General features: G+C 39.7%; 20 protein-coding genes. 10 read left to right on the forward strand and 10 right to left on the reverse strand.

What is annotated here, in order from left to right; genetic code table 11:
* Positions 1 to 96: 96 nt before the first annotated feature.
* The gene (locus tag BWD42_RS08500; protein WP_077435917.1) at positions 97 to 732 is read right to left on the reverse strand and encodes a nitroreductase family protein; all 636 of its coding nucleotides are present in this window, start codon (positions 730 to 732) and stop codon (positions 97 to 99) included.
* Between the two features lie 293 nt (positions 733 to 1,025).
* Between BWD42_RS08500 and map the strand changes: the two genes are divergently transcribed.
* Positions 1,026 to 1,790, forward strand: a complete 765-nt coding sequence (gene map, locus BWD42_RS08505; RefSeq protein ID WP_077434981.1) for a type I methionyl aminopeptidase — start codon at positions 1,026 to 1,028, stop codon at positions 1,788 to 1,790.
* Positions 1,791 to 2,331: 541 nt separating this feature from the next.
* Positions 2,332 to 3,183: a helix-turn-helix domain-containing protein gene (locus BWD42_RS08510; protein WP_077434983.1), complete on the forward strand. Its 852-nt coding sequence runs from the start codon at positions 2,332 to 2,334 to the stop codon at positions 3,181 to 3,183.
* Positions 3,184 to 3,272: 89 nt separating this feature from the next.
* On the opposite strand, the gene BWD42_RS08515 is transcribed toward BWD42_RS08510, so the two are convergent.
* Positions 3,273 to 3,827, reverse strand: coding sequence for a cysteine hydrolase family protein (locus BWD42_RS08515; RefSeq protein ID WP_077434985.1), 555 nt, complete (start codon positions 3,825 to 3,827; stop codon positions 3,273 to 3,275).
* Positions 3,828 to 4,002: 175 nt separating this feature from the next.
* Here BWD42_RS08515 and BWD42_RS08520 point away from each other — a divergent pair, with 175 nt between their 5' ends.
* Complete coding sequence (locus BWD42_RS08520) at positions 4,003 to 4,782, forward strand: alpha/beta fold hydrolase (RefSeq protein WP_217700032.1); 780 nt, start codon at positions 4,003 to 4,005, stop codon at positions 4,780 to 4,782.
* Between the two features lie 76 nt (positions 4,783 to 4,858).
* On the opposite strand, the gene BWD42_RS08525 is transcribed toward BWD42_RS08520, so the two are convergent.
* Positions 4,859 to 6,157, reverse strand: coding sequence for a cryptochrome/photolyase family protein (locus BWD42_RS08525; RefSeq protein WP_077434989.1), 1,299 nt, complete (start codon positions 6,155 to 6,157; stop codon positions 4,859 to 4,861).
* Positions 6,158 to 6,248: 91 nt separating this feature from the next.
* Positions 6,249 to 7,307 (reverse strand): NAD(P)-dependent alcohol dehydrogenase, encoded by a 1,059-nt coding sequence (locus tag BWD42_RS08530; RefSeq protein WP_077435919.1) that lies wholly within the window; start codon positions 7,305 to 7,307, stop codon positions 6,249 to 6,251.
* 193 nt (positions 7,308 to 7,500) lie between these two features.
* On the opposite strand from BWD42_RS08530, the gene BWD42_RS08535 reads away from it, so the two are divergent.
* Positions 7,501 to 8,079, forward strand: a complete 579-nt coding sequence (locus BWD42_RS08535) for a GNAT family N-acetyltransferase (RefSeq protein ID WP_077434991.1) — start codon at positions 7,501 to 7,503, stop codon at positions 8,077 to 8,079.
* Here the strand turns inward: BWD42_RS08535 and BWD42_RS08540 are convergent.
* The 5 genes from BWD42_RS08540 to BWD42_RS08560 all read right to left on the reverse strand — a co-directional run bounded on the left by BWD42_RS08540 (position 8,043) and on the right by BWD42_RS08560 (position 11,408).
* Positions 8,043 to 8,609, reverse strand: a complete 567-nt coding sequence (locus tag BWD42_RS08540; protein WP_077434993.1) for a DUF6624 domain-containing protein — start codon at positions 8,607 to 8,609, stop codon at positions 8,043 to 8,045. The genes BWD42_RS08535 and BWD42_RS08540 overlap by 37 nt on opposite strands.
* 87 nt (positions 8,610 to 8,696) lie before the next feature.
* Positions 8,697 to 9,533, reverse strand: a complete 837-nt coding sequence (locus tag BWD42_RS08545; protein ID WP_175992001.1) for a GNAT family N-acetyltransferase — start codon at positions 9,531 to 9,533, stop codon at positions 8,697 to 8,699.
* A gap of 97 nt (positions 9,534 to 9,630) precedes the next feature.
* Positions 9,631 to 10,302 (reverse strand): type A chloramphenicol O-acetyltransferase, encoded by a 672-nt coding sequence (gene catA, locus BWD42_RS08550; protein WP_077434997.1) that lies wholly within the window; start codon positions 10,300 to 10,302, stop codon positions 9,631 to 9,633.
* Positions 10,303 to 10,351: 49 nt separating this feature from the next.
* Positions 10,352 to 10,747 carry a cytidine deaminase family protein gene (locus tag BWD42_RS08555; RefSeq protein ID WP_077434999.1) on the reverse strand — a complete coding sequence of 132 codons (396 nt, stop codon included), beginning with the start codon at positions 10,745 to 10,747 and terminating at the stop codon, positions 10,352 to 10,354.
* A gap of 61 nt (positions 10,748 to 10,808) precedes the next feature.
* Positions 10,809 to 11,408: a GrpB family protein gene (locus tag BWD42_RS08560; RefSeq protein WP_077435001.1), complete on the reverse strand. Its 600-nt coding sequence runs from the start codon at positions 11,406 to 11,408 to the stop codon at positions 10,809 to 10,811.
* 528 nt (positions 11,409 to 11,936) lie between these two features.
* On the opposite strand from BWD42_RS08560, the gene BWD42_RS08565 reads away from it, so the two are divergent.
* Positions 11,937 to 13,556, forward strand: coding sequence for a fimbrillin family protein (locus tag BWD42_RS08565; RefSeq protein WP_077435003.1), 1,620 nt, complete (start codon positions 11,937 to 11,939; stop codon positions 13,554 to 13,556).
* Between the two features lie 157 nt (positions 13,557 to 13,713).
* Here BWD42_RS08565 and BWD42_RS08570 read toward each other — a convergent pair whose 3' ends face one another.
* A complete protein-coding gene (locus BWD42_RS08570; protein WP_077435005.1) occupies positions 13,714 to 14,505 on the reverse strand; it encodes a cupin domain-containing protein in 792 nt (263 codons plus the stop codon).
* Between the two features lie 82 nt (positions 14,506 to 14,587).
* Here BWD42_RS08570 and BWD42_RS08575 point away from each other — a divergent pair, with 82 nt between their 5' ends.
* The 5 genes from BWD42_RS08575 to BWD42_RS08595 all read left to right on the forward strand — a co-directional run bounded on the left by BWD42_RS08575 (position 14,588) and on the right by BWD42_RS08595 (position 17,758).
* A complete protein-coding gene (locus BWD42_RS08575) occupies positions 14,588 to 15,643 on the forward strand; it encodes an SDR family oxidoreductase (protein ID WP_077435007.1) in 1,056 nt (351 codons plus the stop codon).
* A 165-nt stretch (positions 15,644 to 15,808) separates the two neighbouring features.
* The gene (locus BWD42_RS08580; RefSeq protein WP_077435009.1) at positions 15,809 to 16,411 is read left to right on the forward strand and encodes an RNA polymerase sigma factor; all 603 of its coding nucleotides are present in this window, start codon (positions 15,809 to 15,811) and stop codon (positions 16,409 to 16,411) included.
* Complete coding sequence (locus BWD42_RS08585; protein ID WP_077435011.1) at positions 16,408 to 16,878, forward strand: hypothetical protein; 471 nt, start codon at positions 16,408 to 16,410, stop codon at positions 16,876 to 16,878. The genes BWD42_RS08580 and BWD42_RS08585 overlap by 4 nt, the downstream gene beginning before the upstream one ends.
* Before the next feature lie 26 nt (positions 16,879 to 16,904).
* On the forward strand, positions 16,905 to 17,348 hold the full coding sequence (locus BWD42_RS08590) for a hypothetical protein (protein WP_139351068.1): 444 nt from the start codon (positions 16,905 to 16,907) through the stop codon (positions 17,346 to 17,348).
* Positions 17,345 to 17,758: a hypothetical protein gene (locus BWD42_RS08595; protein ID WP_077435015.1), complete on the forward strand. Its 414-nt coding sequence runs from the start codon at positions 17,345 to 17,347 to the stop codon at positions 17,756 to 17,758. Before BWD42_RS08590 ends, BWD42_RS08595 begins: the two co-directional genes overlap by 4 nt.
* Positions 17,759 to 17,769: the final 11 nt, after the last annotated feature.

Raw genomic sequence — 17,769 nt, forward strand, 5'->3', positions numbered from 1 at the left:
TGGCCAAAGTATATCCGAAAAGATCTCTTTGGCCACTATTAATTTTATAATCCTGTTATTAACAGAACAATAGTTATCCTAATATCACCCCCTATTTTACGGTAGTTGAATCAAAAACTCGTCTTTCGGCACCCTAAATTTCTTCAGCTTCAACAACCAGTCCTCCTCACCTAAGCGATAGCCTAATGGTAACAAAACAACACTTTTTAAGCCTCTTTTATCCAATCCCAATAATTTATCCAGCTCATCGTTAGAAAATCCCTCCATTGGTGTAGCATCTACTTTCAGTTCTGCTGCTTGAGCAATGGCCATTCCAAAAGAAATATAGGCTTGTTTAGCAGCATGTGCTGCTTGCTGTTCTTCAGTAAGCGCAGCAAACATCTCTTTCAACCTGTTTTTGTATTCATCGGTTGTATCCAATGGTAATCCCCGGTGATTGTTCATATGATCAAAAGTTGAATCAATCCGCTCGTCTGTGTATTTATCCCATGCCGCAAAAATCAAAAGATGTGAGCTTTCTGCAACAATTTGCTGCCCCCAGGCAACTGGCACAATCTGCTCTTTCAATTGCTGATCGGTAATCAATATAACACGAAATGGTTGTAAACCTGAAGAACTCGGTGCCATGCGAGCTGCTTCGATAATTTTATCCACGTCTGTTTGATCAACTTTTTTTGTTGAATCGTATTTTTTGGTCGCATAACGCCATTCCAGTGTTTCTAATAATGCCATTTTCTTCTGTTTATTTACTTGTCTAATTTGTTTTTCATCCCCTATAATTAAGAGGTTTTCTATTCTAAATTTCATAAAAAAAACTAAATCTAGAAACAGTAGATGAACGAATGTTCCAATTTTTATTTTATATTACATTATAACTACATAAATGTTCAAACACAGAAAAAAATATAAGAAAGCTGTATGTTTTGAAAGACCGGGGCGACGTTAGTCTTTTTCGATGTCGCATTGTCTATTTTTTTTAAGACCTTTGTATATCACTGATTAAACAAGCAAATACGAGAAGCGGAATGTCTATTACCAACGAGAACGAATTGACTGGAATGCAAAAAGCGAGTGCGGCGGTTGCCCAGACGCTTAAAGCGATGTGCGACTATACGAAAGTGGGCATGTCAACCAAAGAATTGGATGAATATGGAGCGAAGATACTAGAACAATTTGGTGCAAAATCTGCACCAGCGCTGACCTATAATTTTCCGGGTTGGACCTGTATCAGTGTAGACAACGAGTTTTGTCATGGTGTTCCATCCACAGATCGCTTCTTACAAGAAGGAGAACTTATCAATATCGATGTATCGGCCGAACTGGATGGCTTTTGGGCTGATAATGGGGCTTCTTTTGTGATCGGTCAGGATATTCACCATCACCAAAAATTGGTTGACGCTTCGAAGGAAATACTTCAAAAGGCTATAAAAAATATACGTGGTGGTGTTAAAATTGCTGACATTGGCCAACTAATGGAAACAGAGGCTAAAAAGAGAGGCTATAAAGTGATCAAGAATCTCGGTGGCCATGGTATCGGACGCAGTCTACACGAAGAGCCAGATGAGCTGCTCAATTATAGAAACAAATCCGATCAAAGGCGATTTAGAAAAAATTCAATTGTTGCTATAGAAACCTTTATCTCGACAACTTCGACCTATGCAGCGGAATTAAATGACGGTTGGACGATGGTCGGTGACAAAGGTGGATACATGGCGCAACATGAGCATACCATTATGATTACCGATGGTACCCCAATTATTTTAACAGCAGAAAATGGTATTTTCTGTTAGAAAAATTATCCCCGAAGATCTATTTTCCTTTATCATCCAAGGCGATAATCTTCGGGATAAATTACTTTTATAGAAATCTCCTTTTAAACTGACCTCTTCACAAAATCTAAAGACTTATCTTCATCAGTATTGGCATATTTTCACTTGTAGACGCTATAAAAAATATAAGGGGCCTCTCTTGACGAGAAAACCCCCAAATAATATATTTATGGCTATCTAATCTTTCCTATAACAATCAAATAGTTCTTTTTTAGGATAAGAAATGTAAAGCACTTTTAAGTCAGTATTCACATGGGAAAAATATCACCATTAGGTTTTGCCTATTTGATTATGACATAAAGGTAAATCAATTCTTTCAATAAAAAAGTGACGAAAATCACATTTTTCATAAATCTCTTAATTATTTTAAAAAAATATTTTTATCCAAACTATTAAATAGACATAAGGAGGCTTATTGGCCAATTATGTTGATGCAAGATTGAACATATAGTACCGTTTTAGCGCTAAGATTAGTACTTTTGACTTATAAAGTATACTGCTATTGAGAACGATAAAATTCCATAAAGGTGAATGTGGCGTTGAATTTCTATTAAACGTACTAAATCAACAGGAAACGGACTATACCCATCGCGAGACCTATCATAAAGACTTTTTTGAAATTTTATTTTTCAAAAAAGCTAAGGGACGTTTACGACTGGGGCAAGAAATCATCAAATTAACGGACAACAGCATTATATTTATTTCCGCCTTTCAGAAGCATACCTGGGAACTGGATCCTACGCATCTGGAGTTCACCACACTGATTTTTCAGGAAGATTTTCTCAATGAGTTTTTTGCAGATAAGCTTTTTACGTACCGACTGCTGTATTTCTACCAGTTGCACCATACGGTAAAAATAGTTGCTGATGATGTACATCTATCTAAATTTTACACACTGCTTGCAGAAATAAAATCGGAGCTTGTTTACACACAGCCAGACAGTGCACATATTATCCGTTCTTTGCTCTATTATTTGCTACAGACCTTGAATCGAAAATATGCCCGGTTGAATGGACTTTCTCTGCAAAAACCTGAGAATAATTTTGCTTATCAGTTCAGGATGTTACTCGAACAACATATTCAACAGAAACAACGGATCAACGAATACACGGCATTGATGGGCATTAGTCGTATCACCTTAAATCATGCCGTTAAAGCACAATTCAATACCACAGCAACACAATTGCTCAAACAGCGATTATTATTTGAAGTGCAGGAGTTATTGATACATTCAGACAAATCTATCAGTGAAATTGCTTTTGAACTGAATTTTTCCGAGCCTAACCACCTGATGCGCTTCTTTAAGGCGCAGACAGGTAAGACCATCAGTGCATTTATCCAGGAATTACGGTAATAGGTCTATTACGGGTGTCACGAACCAGATACCCATAGTACGAAAAAGCTGACAGTATATAACAACGCTGCTATATACTGTCAGCTTTTTTAGTTTTGCGCCAGATAGGTTTCTGTCGTCTGAATCCGCGCATAGAAGAAGTCCAATGCTGCAAGAAAGGCATGATGTACATCGTCAGCTTTTACCGTAACACCGTTAATTTCCAGGTCACGTGTCGCACAGGCATCCCCTATCACTGTGCATGGGAAGCCAAAATCAACCGCAGCCCGCGTCGTGGCATCAATGCACATGTGCGTCATCATGCCAACAACAACGAGTTCAGTAATTTGATTGGCTTTCAGATAATCAAAAAGTTCGGTTTCCCTAAAACCATTTGGAAAGTGTTTTTGAATCACTTTCTCTCCCACTAGCGGTTTAACGTTTGGATGGATATCAGCTGCACTGGTGCCCGCCACAAAAAATGGCATTTTTGCAGGCTCCGGAGAAATATGCTGAATGTGAATAATTGGTGCTTTCATTTCTCTAAAATGGCCGATTATTTTTCCTGCATTTAGACTTGCGACAATAGGGTTTACGAGTTCCATTCCGCCATTTTCAAAATATTCGTTTTGAATGTCTATGACAATTAACGCTGTAGTATTCATCTGTTTTTCTATTATTATGTTTTCGTTACTACAAAATTAGCTTGTCAACCAGGGAAGGCACTACCAAATAGCTCATCGACACTACCATTTTGATAAGAAGGGATGTTTTAGCTATCTTAGCCATCGAAAAGGCCCTTATAAGGCCATTTCAATTTGTTTAAAGGAGAAAACTATCGTGAAAGAATTACTACACAGCAAAATATACGGCGCGGAAAACGGTGGGACACCGCTTCTTGTTCTGCATGGCCTTTTTGGTATGGCAGACAACTGGGGATCTTTTGGACGTAGCTTTGGAGAAAAAAGACAGCTGCATTTACTTGACCTGCGCAATCATGGCCGAAGTTTTCACAGTGAAGACATGTCCGTGGAGGAGATGGTCGAAGATCTGCGCCTCTATATCGCTTCGATCGGAGCAGAAAAAGTCTTATTATTGGGCCATTCCCTCGGCGGTAAAGTTGCCATGCAATTTGCCATTGAGCATCCAGAACAGGTTGAAAAATTGATTATTGCGGATATCGCTCCCAAGGCTTATCCGCCACATCATGAAGATATCTTTAATGCACTTTGTGCGGTTGATATCAATAGTATGGACAACCGAAAAGATGTACAGACAAAACTCGAAAGCTTCCTTAATGATCCAGGAGTAATTCAATTTTTGTTAAAAAACGTCTATATAAAAGAAGACCGCAAACTGGGCTGGCGTTTCAACCTGGATGTGCTGCAGCGGAAATATGCAGATTTCATTACAATAGGCGTAAAAGCTGGAATTTATACCGGCCCTACCCTTTTTCTAGCAGGCGAAAAATCGCGCTACATTCTTCCTGAAGATAAAATCAAAATCAAGGAGCAATTTCCAGATGTTAGCTTTGAAACAATACCAAATGCGGGACACTGGGTACAAGCTGAAAACCCACAAGCATTCGACGCCTTTGTTGCTGATTTTTTGGACCAATAAAAAATCTACTATTAGATAGACCAATCCCACCTAGGCCGATAAGGTATGGTGGGATTGGCCTATACTAAGTCGTCGTTTACTTCAATGCTGCTGCATAAGTTTTTAGCGCACGTTCTCTGGCTGTCGGATGTGCTATTATTGGTTCGGGATAATCTGCTGTCCCAAGTTCAGGAATCCATTGTCTACTATATTCTAGTTTTTTATCAAATTTTTCGGCCTGAATGATTGGGTTAAACACCCTAAAATAAGGAGCGGCATCACAGCCACTTCCTGCTGCCCATTGCCAATTCCCGTTGTTCGAAGATAATTCATAATCGTTGAGCTTTTGTGCAAAATAAGCCTCTCCCCAACGCCAATCAATCAATAAATGTTTGCATAGAAAACTAGCTGCAACCATACGTACGCGATTATGCATATAACCGGTGCTGTTCAATTGCCGCATGCCCGCATCAACCAAGGGATAGCCTGTTTTTCCTTGACACCAGCGTTCAAACTCAGTTTCATTATTACGCCACTGGATATCGTCATACTTCTTTTTGAAGGATTCAATGACCACATTCGGAAAATGAAATAAGATCTGCATAAAAAACTCCCGCCAGATCAATTCAGACAGCCAGACCTCATTATGCTGTATTGCAAAAGCAACACAGCGACGAATACTAATTGTCCCAAAACGAAGCGCAATCCCCAAGTTGGTCGTCCCCTCTAAGGCGGGATAATCACGATATTTATCGTAGCTATCAATAATCACTGCATTCAGTTGTGGTGTTTCAAAAGTCAAATCCGTCTTTTTAAACCCTATTTTTTCCAAAGGAATTATCGGCACGTAGGTCTGCTGAAAAAAATGCCCATCTATTTGATCAGTGGATTGATAATCTCCTAACGTTAATTTCTCCCGCCATCTTTTTGCATAAGGTGTAAAAACGGTATAGGGTGTACGATCATTTTTCAACAGCTCATGCTTATCAAAAATAACCTGATCTTTTACTGCTTTAAATGGAATCCCTACTGTTTTAAAAAAATCAAATATCACACGATCCCGTTGAATCGCCTTAGGTTCGTAATCTCGATTACAATAGATTTCCTGAATATCGTATTGCTGATGCAATGTTTTGAAAATTGTCAAAGGACTACCATGAAAGGTCGTTAAAGTAGCCCCATATTTCTTTAGTTTTTTATTTATTCCATCAAGGGCCTGATGGATATAATCTACACGTCGGTCCAACTTATCTTCCAATCGCCCTAAAATATCCTCATCGAATATAAATACTGGCCATACGGGAATCCCTGTTGCTAATGCACGGGATAATCCGGCATTGTCTTCCAACCGAAGGTCCCGACGGAACCAGAACACCACAACTTTGCTTTTCTCCATAAAAATAGAGGTAACTCGATCAATTACCGTCGAGCTCCAACTGTTTAATTTGATAACACTAATAAAATAAACCCCAGGAAAAAACGCTGGTTTAGTTGTTTTTTAAACTATCCATATCGATAACAAAACGATATTTCACATCGCTTTTTAACAATCTGTCGTAAGCCTGATTGATATCTTGCATACGTATTAATTCTATATCTGAAGTGATGTTATGCTTTCCGCAGAAATCCAGCATTTCCTGCGTTTCGGCAATTCCGCCGATCATCGATCCGGAGAAACTTTTACGTGTAGGGATTAAGCTAAATGGAGCAACTGGCAATGGGTGTTCAGGAGCACCGACAAGTGTCAGTGAACCATCGCGTTTCAATAAGCTTAAGTAGGCATTGATATCGTGTTGCGCGGAGACACAATCTAAAATAAAATGCAAAGTACCAGCATTTTTTTTCATCTGCTCCTGATCGGTAGACAAAATGACTTCATCTGCCCCCAGGCGTTTGGCATCCGCTACTTTACTTTCAGAAGTTGTTATCACGACGACATATGCGCCCATTGCCTTGGCGATTTTTACCCCCATATGTCCCAAACCACCAATGCCCACGATGCCTACTTTTTGCCCAGGACCAACCTTCCAATGCCGTAACGGTGAATATGTTGTGATACCTGCACAAAGTAGCGGTGCAGTTGCAGCTAAATCTAGGTTTTCGGGAATATGTAACACAAAATCCTGATCTACCACGACACGCTCCGAATATCCCCCAAAGGTCTGTTTGTCCAAATGCTTATCATGGCCATTGTACGTTTGGATGTTTCCATTCTCGCAATATTGCTCCAATCCTTCTTTACAGCTCTCGCATTCCCGACAACTGTCAACCATGCAGCCAACACCAGCAAGATCGCCGACTTTAAATTTCGTTACATCGGAGCCTACCTTTGTAATCCGTCCCACGATCTCATGACCGGGAACATTGGGGTAAACTGTTCCACCCCATTCATTGCGAGCCGTATGTAAGTCAGAGTGACAAACACCACAATATAGAATATCAATTTCTACATCTCTTGCCGTTACCGCACGACGTTCGACCTCCAGTTGTTTTAAGTCTGCCGTCGGTGCCTCAGTTCCGAACGCTTTTATTGAAAATGTACTCATATTAAAATAATGATCTATGATGAATTGTTTCGTTAAAAATAACCCCTGATAATCAAAAAAGTTTAGTTTAGAACAGTAATATTTGAAAAATAATCTGTTTAAACTCATTATCAGCAAACGATATATTGAAGTTTCAATGCCACTTTTGAAATCATCACGCTGCTTTTGAAGCTATTTTATTATTTTTACTGTTATGATATCCGATACTTTCCCAATTTTAACAACAGAACGTCTTTATTTACGTCAAATCCAAGATGCAGATGCTCCCGCGCTATTTTCTTATTTTTCAAAAGATGAGGTAACATTATATTTCGATTTACCAACATTCCAGCATCTGGACGAGGCTTATGAGCTTGTAAAAACCTGGCAGAAAAACTTTCTGGAAAAAAAAGCCATCCGTTGGGCAATCTGCTTAAAGGACAACCCAGATCAGCTCATTGGTTCTTGTGGTTTTCATAATTTTTCCACCGAGCATTTTCGTGCAGAGATCGGCTATGAACTTCATCCTGACTTCTGGCAACAGGGCATGATGACAGAAGCGATTTCCACTATTATTTCTTTTGGTTTCGAAAGCTATAAACTCAATCGAATAGAGGCTTTTATTGACCCGGACAACTTAGCTTCCCGTAGGTTGCTGGAAAAAATGAATCTTGTTTCCGAAGGAATTCTCCATGACTATTTTTTTGAGAAGGGGCGTTTCGTGGATGGTGAAATATTTGCCTTGCTTAAAAAGAACTATAGCCAGCCTACTTCCTTTCGCCAGATTGTATAATCCATATCCTGCTGATCCAAAGTCGCCAGCTGGTCTAAATCATACACTGTATCAAGTTTCATCTGGGAAAGCTCAGGTAGATTCATCCGCAAACGTTGTTTATTGAGGTTCGCTTTGTCTTCGACCGGATAGATTCTACCATCAGCGGTCAGTTGTGTTCCAAAACGCTGTGCTTTGCCCTTAAAATAATGTATTCTATCGTATAAATAGGCTATATGAGCAGGGTTGATGTCTTCTTTTTCATTGATCATCAATTGATAGCAGTGTTGCATAAAATCGGGTTCTGAGATGGCATGCTGTACAATTAACCATGCCGCCTCACTGGCCTTTGCTCCTACTTTTGAAATACCGGGGTAACCTATCTCGGCAATTATCTCCCGTAATCGCTTCGCGTTATCACGGTGAACGACCGCCATTGCGGGATGATAGCCCTTTTGAAGTTCCCCCTTCTCGGCCAGTTCGTTCCGTAATAGGAGATCATCATCTGCTAATTGGACCAGTTCGTTCGCTAACTTTTTGTATAATATCATACCGATTGTCTCTTATATACTCACAACTAGATGTTATTGTTTGGTCAAATGCCAAGAAAAACCACATTTGACATGCGAGCACCTGGTTTATAGCAGCTTTATCATTTCAACTTGATTGATGCCATTGACCAGTCCCTGTTTTTCCAAAAATAATTTCACATCTTCCGCTTTCGCATCAACGTTGTTGAAACTTATTTTTTCCGCAGGCATTTCTTCTTTAAGCGTCTGAAAAAGCTGCGTTCCAATTCCTTTCCGCCGATATTCGGGTGCTACAGCGATTTGATATAGCCGATTGTTTTCAGAGGTAAAAAGAATGTAACCCACAAGTTTGTCGTCGATATAGGCTCCTAATGCACGGGGTTGCAAACGATCCATACTCTGTGCTGCGCTTTGCCAACTGGGTAAAATATCCCAAAACGATTGAAATTCCTGCCAGGAGAAATTAGACAGCGGCTGGATTCTCGCTACATTGCTCACCGTAACTGGCTGAATCGTACCATTGAAACATAGCAATTGTCTGTTGATCGAAAAACCATTTTTCATATAGGCCCGGATGGCCGCTTCATTGCTTTCTATTGCTTCCAAAACAATCCGTCTGACCTTGTTCTCATTAAAAAAAGGAATTAGATAATGATACATTTTTCCGACTAACCCATGTCCCCGGAATTCAGGCAGTACACCCGTTCCACCATTATAGACCACAAGCTGATAATCTATCTCCCGCAGACCATGCATCATAAATGCGACAAGTTTGTTCTCCGTAAACACGGCAACAGACCAAGCTAACTGAATATCTTCCGTTCTGATTTTCTGTCGCAATTGTTCTATATCGAGCTGAAATGGAACAATATAATCCTTAAAAGCTCCATTAATAGTTTGCAGCAGCTCAGGAATATCCGATTGTGTTAATTGTCGTATTTTCATTGACATAGCATTTGTTTATTGCCAAAAAACAAAACAGTCCGAAGTACAGGCAAAAGCCGGAGGAATGGACTATTCTGAACAAGGCGATTTCCCCGATTTATCCCTGAAATTTAATGAGCGTCCCGATCTCCTTACAATAGGCTTCCAGTGTCGCAATTAATTTAGCAACATGTATTCCATCACAGACCGCATGATGCACCTGAATTGCGATGGGCATTAAGATTTCATCAGCTTGTTGCTGATACTTTCCAATTGTAAAAGAAGGTGCAAAATAATCTGTGAAGTCGGCAATATGGAGATTAAAACTATCAAAATTAATCCAGGGAATTGCCGAAATATTAAAATGATTCTCCGGCGGTGTCTCCGGGAAAAAACGTAAATCGTCGCCATGGCGTTCGGCTACGCGATTGTAATTGGCCATAAACGCTGCAAAATCCTCATCGTATACAGTCGATAGCGCTGAAAAAGTTTCCGTTTCCGGATGCAGCACAGTATATATCGGATTTACATAGTCCCAGACAATGAGCCTCCCTTCCTTCATTGCCATCTTAAAAGCATCATGATTATTTACGGCTTTTGTAATTAGGTAAATCATGACAGGATAAAATTTATAGCCATTTTCCTTTATAAAAGGAAGTAGGTTAGTGATATTAATTTTTGTCGTTAGGCTAAAGCCACATTTCATCTGGCTACGATAGATCGAAAAGTGCTCCTTTCGCTTCCAGTCCGCTAAATTTATCGTTTTATAATCTGATCCTATTTTTCCCATTTTATTCTACTCATTAGTTAATATATACTGATTGGTATCCTCCTGAAAATCACCAATTCCTGTCGAGATCTTCTTTCCAGTCAAAAGGCAATAATTCTTTTAAGGATTTGAATACCCCATTTTTCACTTCCACGATTGCATCCAGATTAGTCTTGGCAAGCTGACATATCAATTCTCTACAACGTCCACAGGGAGGCACTGCATTTCCCGCAGCATCCACCGCAACAAATGCCCTGATGTGAAATTCATGATGTTTCAGCATTTCAGCAACCGCGCTATGCTCGGCACAAAAACCCATAGAGCAAGCCGTATCAATGCTGATTCCAGTATAAATATTGCCTGCCACCGTTTCTATAGCAGCTGCCACACCAGCATATTCAACAAAGTCATTTAATTTTTTCGTACCAGCAAGCCCGCTTGCTATTTCTTTTAATTTGTTTGTCATATCTTCCTCCGATCAGATGCTAGGTATGTGATAAGGTTGCCACTTTCATGCGCTCTTCTTCTCATTGCATCCTCCCCTTGTGCCATGCCAAAGCGATTTTTTCCTGCGCTTTTAAAAATAGATCTTTTCCCTTATTATAATCATTTCCATCCCTCCAGTCGAGTTGGGTTAATTTTTCCTTAAGTTCCTGATAGCTTTCCCGTATCGCCGGATGTGCGATTAGATAGTCGCGTAATGCGAGGTGTCTTGTCCAATCTGACGAACCTTTTACAAATGCATGCAAATGTGCGATACGAAGGTCATGATCATGTAAGATGGCAGGTATATCATCCCCTATTTTTACAATATCTGGAACGTTGATTTTATACAAAGGTTCTTTCAATAATATAAAAAATCGGCGTTCTGGCCAGTCCTGATTATATTTTTCATAGTAAACAATATTTGGTAGTTTCAATAGAGCGGGTAACCGGTCCAGATCAGTTTCGTTCCCAAGCCCAATCTGTATATCAATTATTGGCTTCGCGGAAAGACCTTCCACCGCAGTACTGCCGATATGATCAATTTGAGGGTTGAGGGATTTCAACAGGAATTGAAGCTCTAGTTTAATGGACTCAAATTGTTTTTTCCATTTTGGATTATAGGGTTCAAAAGGTAATAGCATTTAAATAATTGTTTAAAATCCAATACATTATTTGTTTTATACTGACCTTATCTATCAAGTTTTTAAAAATGGACGCGGGTGCTCCGATAGATCGGATTTACGCCGTAGTTGCCAATAAGTTGAAGCCGGTAAAACAATAAAACTTTGGAGGCCAAATTAAAGTTTTTTTCGATTTTCAATAAGCATCCATTTTTTTGTACAGCAAGTGCAAATTATAAGATTTTATAGGCTACAAAGCTTTTTGACAGCAAACTAGTCCATCAATATAGCGAATAATCACACTGGCTGCCTCACTGTAGATGTTTCTCTACAAGAAAAACTTCATCCACCCAACAATACTTCTTAAACAAAAAGTTCCATTTAATTTTGCGCAAGAAAAAAAATATTTGCCACGATCATTATCTATTACTGACACATCAAAACAACACACAGCTATTATCAACATATTCTTCGGGATACTGTTAAAAGCCCATAATAGCATAAAATTACATTAAAATAAAGAAATCCATTACATAAAAAGCGAATTACATGAATTTAAAATCTTATCGTAATCTAAAAAATATACTAATACTAACGTCCATTATACTAACAGGTTCTAGCCTTTACTCGTGTAAGAAGAGTGGTGAAACCACAGATTTAACAGGAGAAACAGTCGTAAAGATCAACCTACAGGGTGTTGAAGCTTATATGGAGGATGAGGGTAATGCTATTGGTCAAAAACAGGGGTCTACAAAAGCGTCTTTAGCTTCGAACAATACATCAGATGTTCAGGAAATGACCATCCCTTTTGGCAACGGATGCTCCATTGATGTTGTGCTGACAAACAACTCAGCGGCTGCCGTTAAAAGAGGGTTAGTTGCCTCATCGAGCCCCAAAGTTGCAGCTGCACAAGTAGCTGAAAAACCACTGGATAAAGATGTCAAGTATAAAGTTGTTGTTTATGACAGCCAAGGTAACTACGTTACTGAAAAGATCTACAGCTACGGCGGTGAATCAACTGCAGCAGGTATCGCTCTTGACGCAGGAAAAACTTATACCTTCATTGCTTATTCCATCAACAGTACAAGCACAGTACCCGCTATTAATAACCAAAACAAACTTTCTTCGGCAAGTTTAGACAACATTAGCGGAGATTTAATGTTCTTCACGGGTAACCTAACGTTGAATACAGGTGTAAACAACCTGAATGTTGTATTAAAACACCGCTTCAGTCAGATCGTCACGACTTTGACAATGGATCCGAACATGACGGGTGCAATTACCAGACTTGAAAATGCAGTGTTCAAACCAAGCCATTCAACTGCGAACTTCCAATTAGCAAATGAGGCTCTTACTTACAATGGTCTAAACGAAACTGGTGTAGCGGCTCAATTTCCAAATTTAGGTATCGGTTTACGCACAGTGGTTAGTGCTCCTTCCCTATTGATCCATCCTGGAACTAGCAGCGGAACACTTAACTTAGGAACGATGACCATTGACGGTGAAACAAAATCAAATGTTACTATTCCTAATGTGAAGATCAATCCGGGACTAAAATATGACCTCAAACTTAATTTCAAAACCTGCACACAGAACGTAACAAGTGATGGCTTAAACTGGAGCTATCCTGAAACCAGTTCTGGTCGCAGAAAAGGAATTATGAAAGATGGTACATTCTATGCAAATGGAAGTATGATCTCCAACACCTTCACTGCTCCTGTGGCAGACTATGGTTTTGTATTTGATATTACTGAATTGGACAATGCTTTCAATATGGAAGTAAACGGTATCAAATTGGCAACGCAGGAAATTCAGTTCCAAAATGCGGGTGCCTCTTCAAGACAAAATATTCAGTTTGCTGATGGAAGCAAATATGAGGGAACCGACGTTGAAACAAATAAAAGAGTCGGTAACATCTATGACTTAAGAGGCACAGCAACAAAGCCCTTGATTAAACTTGTAATCAGCAGAACTGGCCAGGTGACCATGTTTGGTAGCAAGACTTCTGGCGGTGAGTTGTATCCACTTGTATTAACGAATGGTAATGCATTCAATACTTTCCCATGGAATGGTACACAAAGCAATTCTGTGAAAGTGACCCAACTTGTTGATGGTAGAACCGTGATTAAAGGTGTTGGTGCTGGCAAGAAGAAAATACCTTGTAATTAATTAACTGGGTATACATGATAAATGCAGCTCGACAGCAAATTTATGACTTGTCTGCGATAACAACCATCGCACAGTCTATACGTAATCCTATCTAAGACTGTATCATAACAAAGCCAGCAAAAAACTTAAATGTTTTTGCTGGCTTTTTTGTTTTTCTTTAAACCTCTTTCCCCAAGATCTTGGTCAGATGACTGACATCTGTCAATCCAAATTCATCAGCAATTTCCTTTAAAATCATTCGTCCGGCAGCAATACGTTGCCGAATAAGTGTATTCCGATATTGGTGTATATATGCCCTTATGGTTATACCAGCATGACGTTTGAAATAGGTACCTAAGTAATCAGCAGCGATATTGAAATGCGGGGCCATTATCTGAGACCGCAACAGATTGGGTGTATAGATATTTTTGTGAATATAACAAAACATGGCCTGTAGATCGCGAGTTCCAGCACCATCCGTTTGTAATTCAGGCATATTTCTTGCCAGCAGCATTGAAACGCTGAGCAGCTGATGCCATATTAAATCCTGATTAGCAAAGATATCGTGTTTTAGAGACGCAATCACATTAAACAACAGGCGAACAGTTTTTAGATCAGCTGCAAGAAGTGGGAATCCATGCTGATGAGTTTCCCTGCTTTTAATTAAATACTCCAATTGACGGGTTAAATTACCCGATTCGGCTGTAGTTCGATAGATGTAAGCATCGGTAAATTTTAAATAAATAAAATGCGTCTCTTGTTTGATATTAAAATAATGATATTCTTCTGGTCCGATAAAAAAAACAGCATCATTTTGATAAGGTATGGCATAGCCATTGATCACATGAGTTCCTTCCCCGCTCACAATAAAGATAAGTTCGTAGTGATTGTGATTGTGCTCCGGATGTGTCCAAGCGCTGGATTTAAATTCCGAGATCAGGATAGGTTCAAATTGTCGATAGCGTTCCATTCCAGAAATTTACAAAATTATAGCCGATTTTTACCGCTCTTCGATTCAAAGCAACACTAATTTTGTTTAAAAAGCAATTCATATGGAAACTATAAAAAATACGGCATTGATTGTGGGTGCGAATGGTGTGATTAGCACAAATCTTATTGAACATCTTAGCAACCTTGGCAACTGGGATATCATCGGTCTCTCCCGCCGTGGTGTAACCGATCATGGTCCAGTTCGTTATCTCGCTGTAGATTTACTGGATTTAACAGACACGGTCAACAAACTAAGTCCATTAACTACGGTAACGCATATCTTTTATGCAGCTTATCAGGACAAAGATAGCTGGGCAGCATTGGTCGAGCCTAATTTGAGGATGTTGGTCAATGTAATAACGGCTATTGAACCCGTCGCCAAATCCCTGCAACATGTTAGCCTTATGCAAGGCTATAAAGTCTATGGTGCGCACCTTGGTCCATTTAAAACACCGGCCAAAGAATCTGACGCCGGTATCATGCCACCTGAATTTAATAGCAGCCAACTACAATACCTGCAACAGCAACAAATTGGCAAACGATGGACCTGGTCCGCTATCCGACCATCGGTTGTAGGTGGAACGGCACCGGGTAACCCAATGAATCTTGCTCTGCTGATAGCTGTATATGCCACTATTTCCAAAAAATTAAATATTCCACTTCGTTTTCCGGGCAAAATTGGTGCATACGACAGCTTACTCGAGATGACGGACGCTACTTTATTAGCTAAGGCAACTGTATGGGCAGCAACAGAACCTCAAGCGGCCAACCAGGCTTTTAATATTAATAACGGTGATTTGTTCCGCTGGAAAGACCTCTGGCCAAAGATAGCTCAATATTTTGATATGGCAGTCGATATGCCGCTCCCGCTAAACCTACAAACGATGATGTCCGATAAGGAAAATATATGGGAAGACATCCAAAAACAACATGGATTAAATTACAATTATCAGGAAGTCTCGGCCTGGGCATTCGGCGACTTTGTCTTCTCCTGGGATTATGACTTTTTTGCAGATGGCAGCAAAGCACGGAGATTCGGATTCCATGAGTACATTGATACCGAGCAGATGTTTTTTCGGTTATTCGATGAGATGCGGAGCAAACAGATTATTCCTTAGTTGCAATTCCCTGTGTCATGGCTGCGATATAAACTGCCATGACACGGGGAATGCCAAATCCAATAAAGCCATAACGAACAAACTAAAAATCAACCAAATAACTAATTTAATTACTTATTTTTAAATTATTGCAACCTAAATTTCACTTATGGGTCTTATTTATCCGTGAACACAGAAACAGCTATACAACGTCAAGCAGACCGGACACTCGTCTCTCAGATCCTCAAACGGGATCCGCATGCATTCCGCAAGCTTATCGTTGATCATGAGAAGCTCGTCGCCCATTTGGTTTACAAAATGATCCCGGTTGCCGCAGACCATCGGGACATTATACAGGATGTCTATATTAAAGTTCACAATAATCTGAGACAATTTCGTTTTCAGAGCAAATTGTCGACCTGGATCGGACAGATTACATATAATACCTGTTTGCATTATCTGCAGAAAAAACGTCCTATCCTCATGGAAGATTTTTTTGAAAATGCAGATTCGTCCTATACCGATTATAAAATGGTACATACTGCTACCAATGAAACGGAAAATAGACTTTTTGCCCGTGAACTCAGCCAGACAATAGCACTAGCTGTAGCACAGCTCTCCGCATTATATCAAACACTGATCGGTTTACATTATCAACAGGAACTAAGTCTACAGGAGATTTCAGAAATCACACAATTACCGGAGGGTACCATAAAATCTTATTTGTTTCGCGCACGTAAGCAATTAAAAGACATTCTACTCAAATCACAAAAAAGAGAGGAACTATGAACAGTATACATTTAACAGAAGTACAATTGCAAGCTCTTGCTGATTCCACCGACGCTACAACAAGATTGGAAATGGATCATATTTCTACCTGTATGGCCTGCAGAATCAAATTTGAAAACTATCAGTTGATCAACTCGACTATCCATGAATTACCCATAGCAAGCTTTGATCCCGATCTAACCGATTATATTGTCGATATGCTAATGCCCAAAAAGGCTCCAATTCATTGGGCAGCCCTCCTTTCGGCAAGTTTAGGTGGTCTATTGGTTGTAGTTGCTGCTGTTATCTTTGGGAAACAATTTATTGCGTTATTTATTCAGCTTCCCGATATTTTACGTTATTTCTTTGCCCTCCTACCGCTTTCTTTAATCAGCATACAGACCATACTCTCCCTCATCCGGTATCGACAAAAAATGAACACCATCATAAAAAAAACAGATTCTTTGCAACCTAAATTGGATTGGTAGGTCTGATGTACTATAAAATTAATGATATGAAACGCATTTTGAACTTAACATTGATACTGCTTACGGTCAACACGATGCCTACGATGGCTGCGCAACAAGCTACTTCAGTGATGGCAGATAAAGAAGTAATTTTTTTCTCGCTCAACGCGATTGCTGTTTTGCTGTCCATTTGGATCGCTTCCTCTTTTTTGCTCAAGCTTATCAAGCTATTCTTAAACGATCGTTTGCGCAAAACATTGATTGAAAGGAATGCACCTTTGGAGATCGTTACTGAGATCCTTCCAAAAGAAAACAATCTTGTAGAACAAGCCTTAAGCTGGTGCTGTGTATTATTTGCAGGCTCCGTCGGACTCGCCTTATGTTATTTTACACAACCTCTTGGCTTTCACTCAGCCATTATCTTGAGTATGAGCTTAGCATTCGGTTTACTCACCTATTATTTCATTCGTAAAAATAAAAATCAATCATGAAAACAAATTACACCCTTATCGCAATAGCTATGCTATGTATTGGCCTATTTGCATCCGGCAAACAGTTGTTCGACCAGTACGTTCCCAATCTGTCCAGAACCACCGTTGTATACAATGAAATCGGCCCACTCTGTACCTTAACGGCAAACTTTCCAAAGGCAAAAACGGCCTCAATTGGCCAATACGTTAAAAATTGGAGTCAAAAAGCTGGTAAAACTTTGGTTTTGTCGGGTGACACAGCGATACTATCCTCGTTCAACGGCCCCCGTTACAAACTCTATATGGATGAGACCAACCTAAAAGTCATCGCAAATCGCAATCAGTTTGACCGGACAGCATATGCCCGCATGAAAGACGACTATAAATCGCTTACAGATTTTATTACAAAGGGGAGCGAACCGCGTAACTAAAGCATAAAACA

The sequence above is a fragment of the Sphingobacterium sp. CZ-UAM genome, assembly GCF_002000245.1.
Classification (GTDB): Bacteria; Bacteroidota; Bacteroidia; order Sphingobacteriales; family Sphingobacteriaceae; genus Sphingobacterium.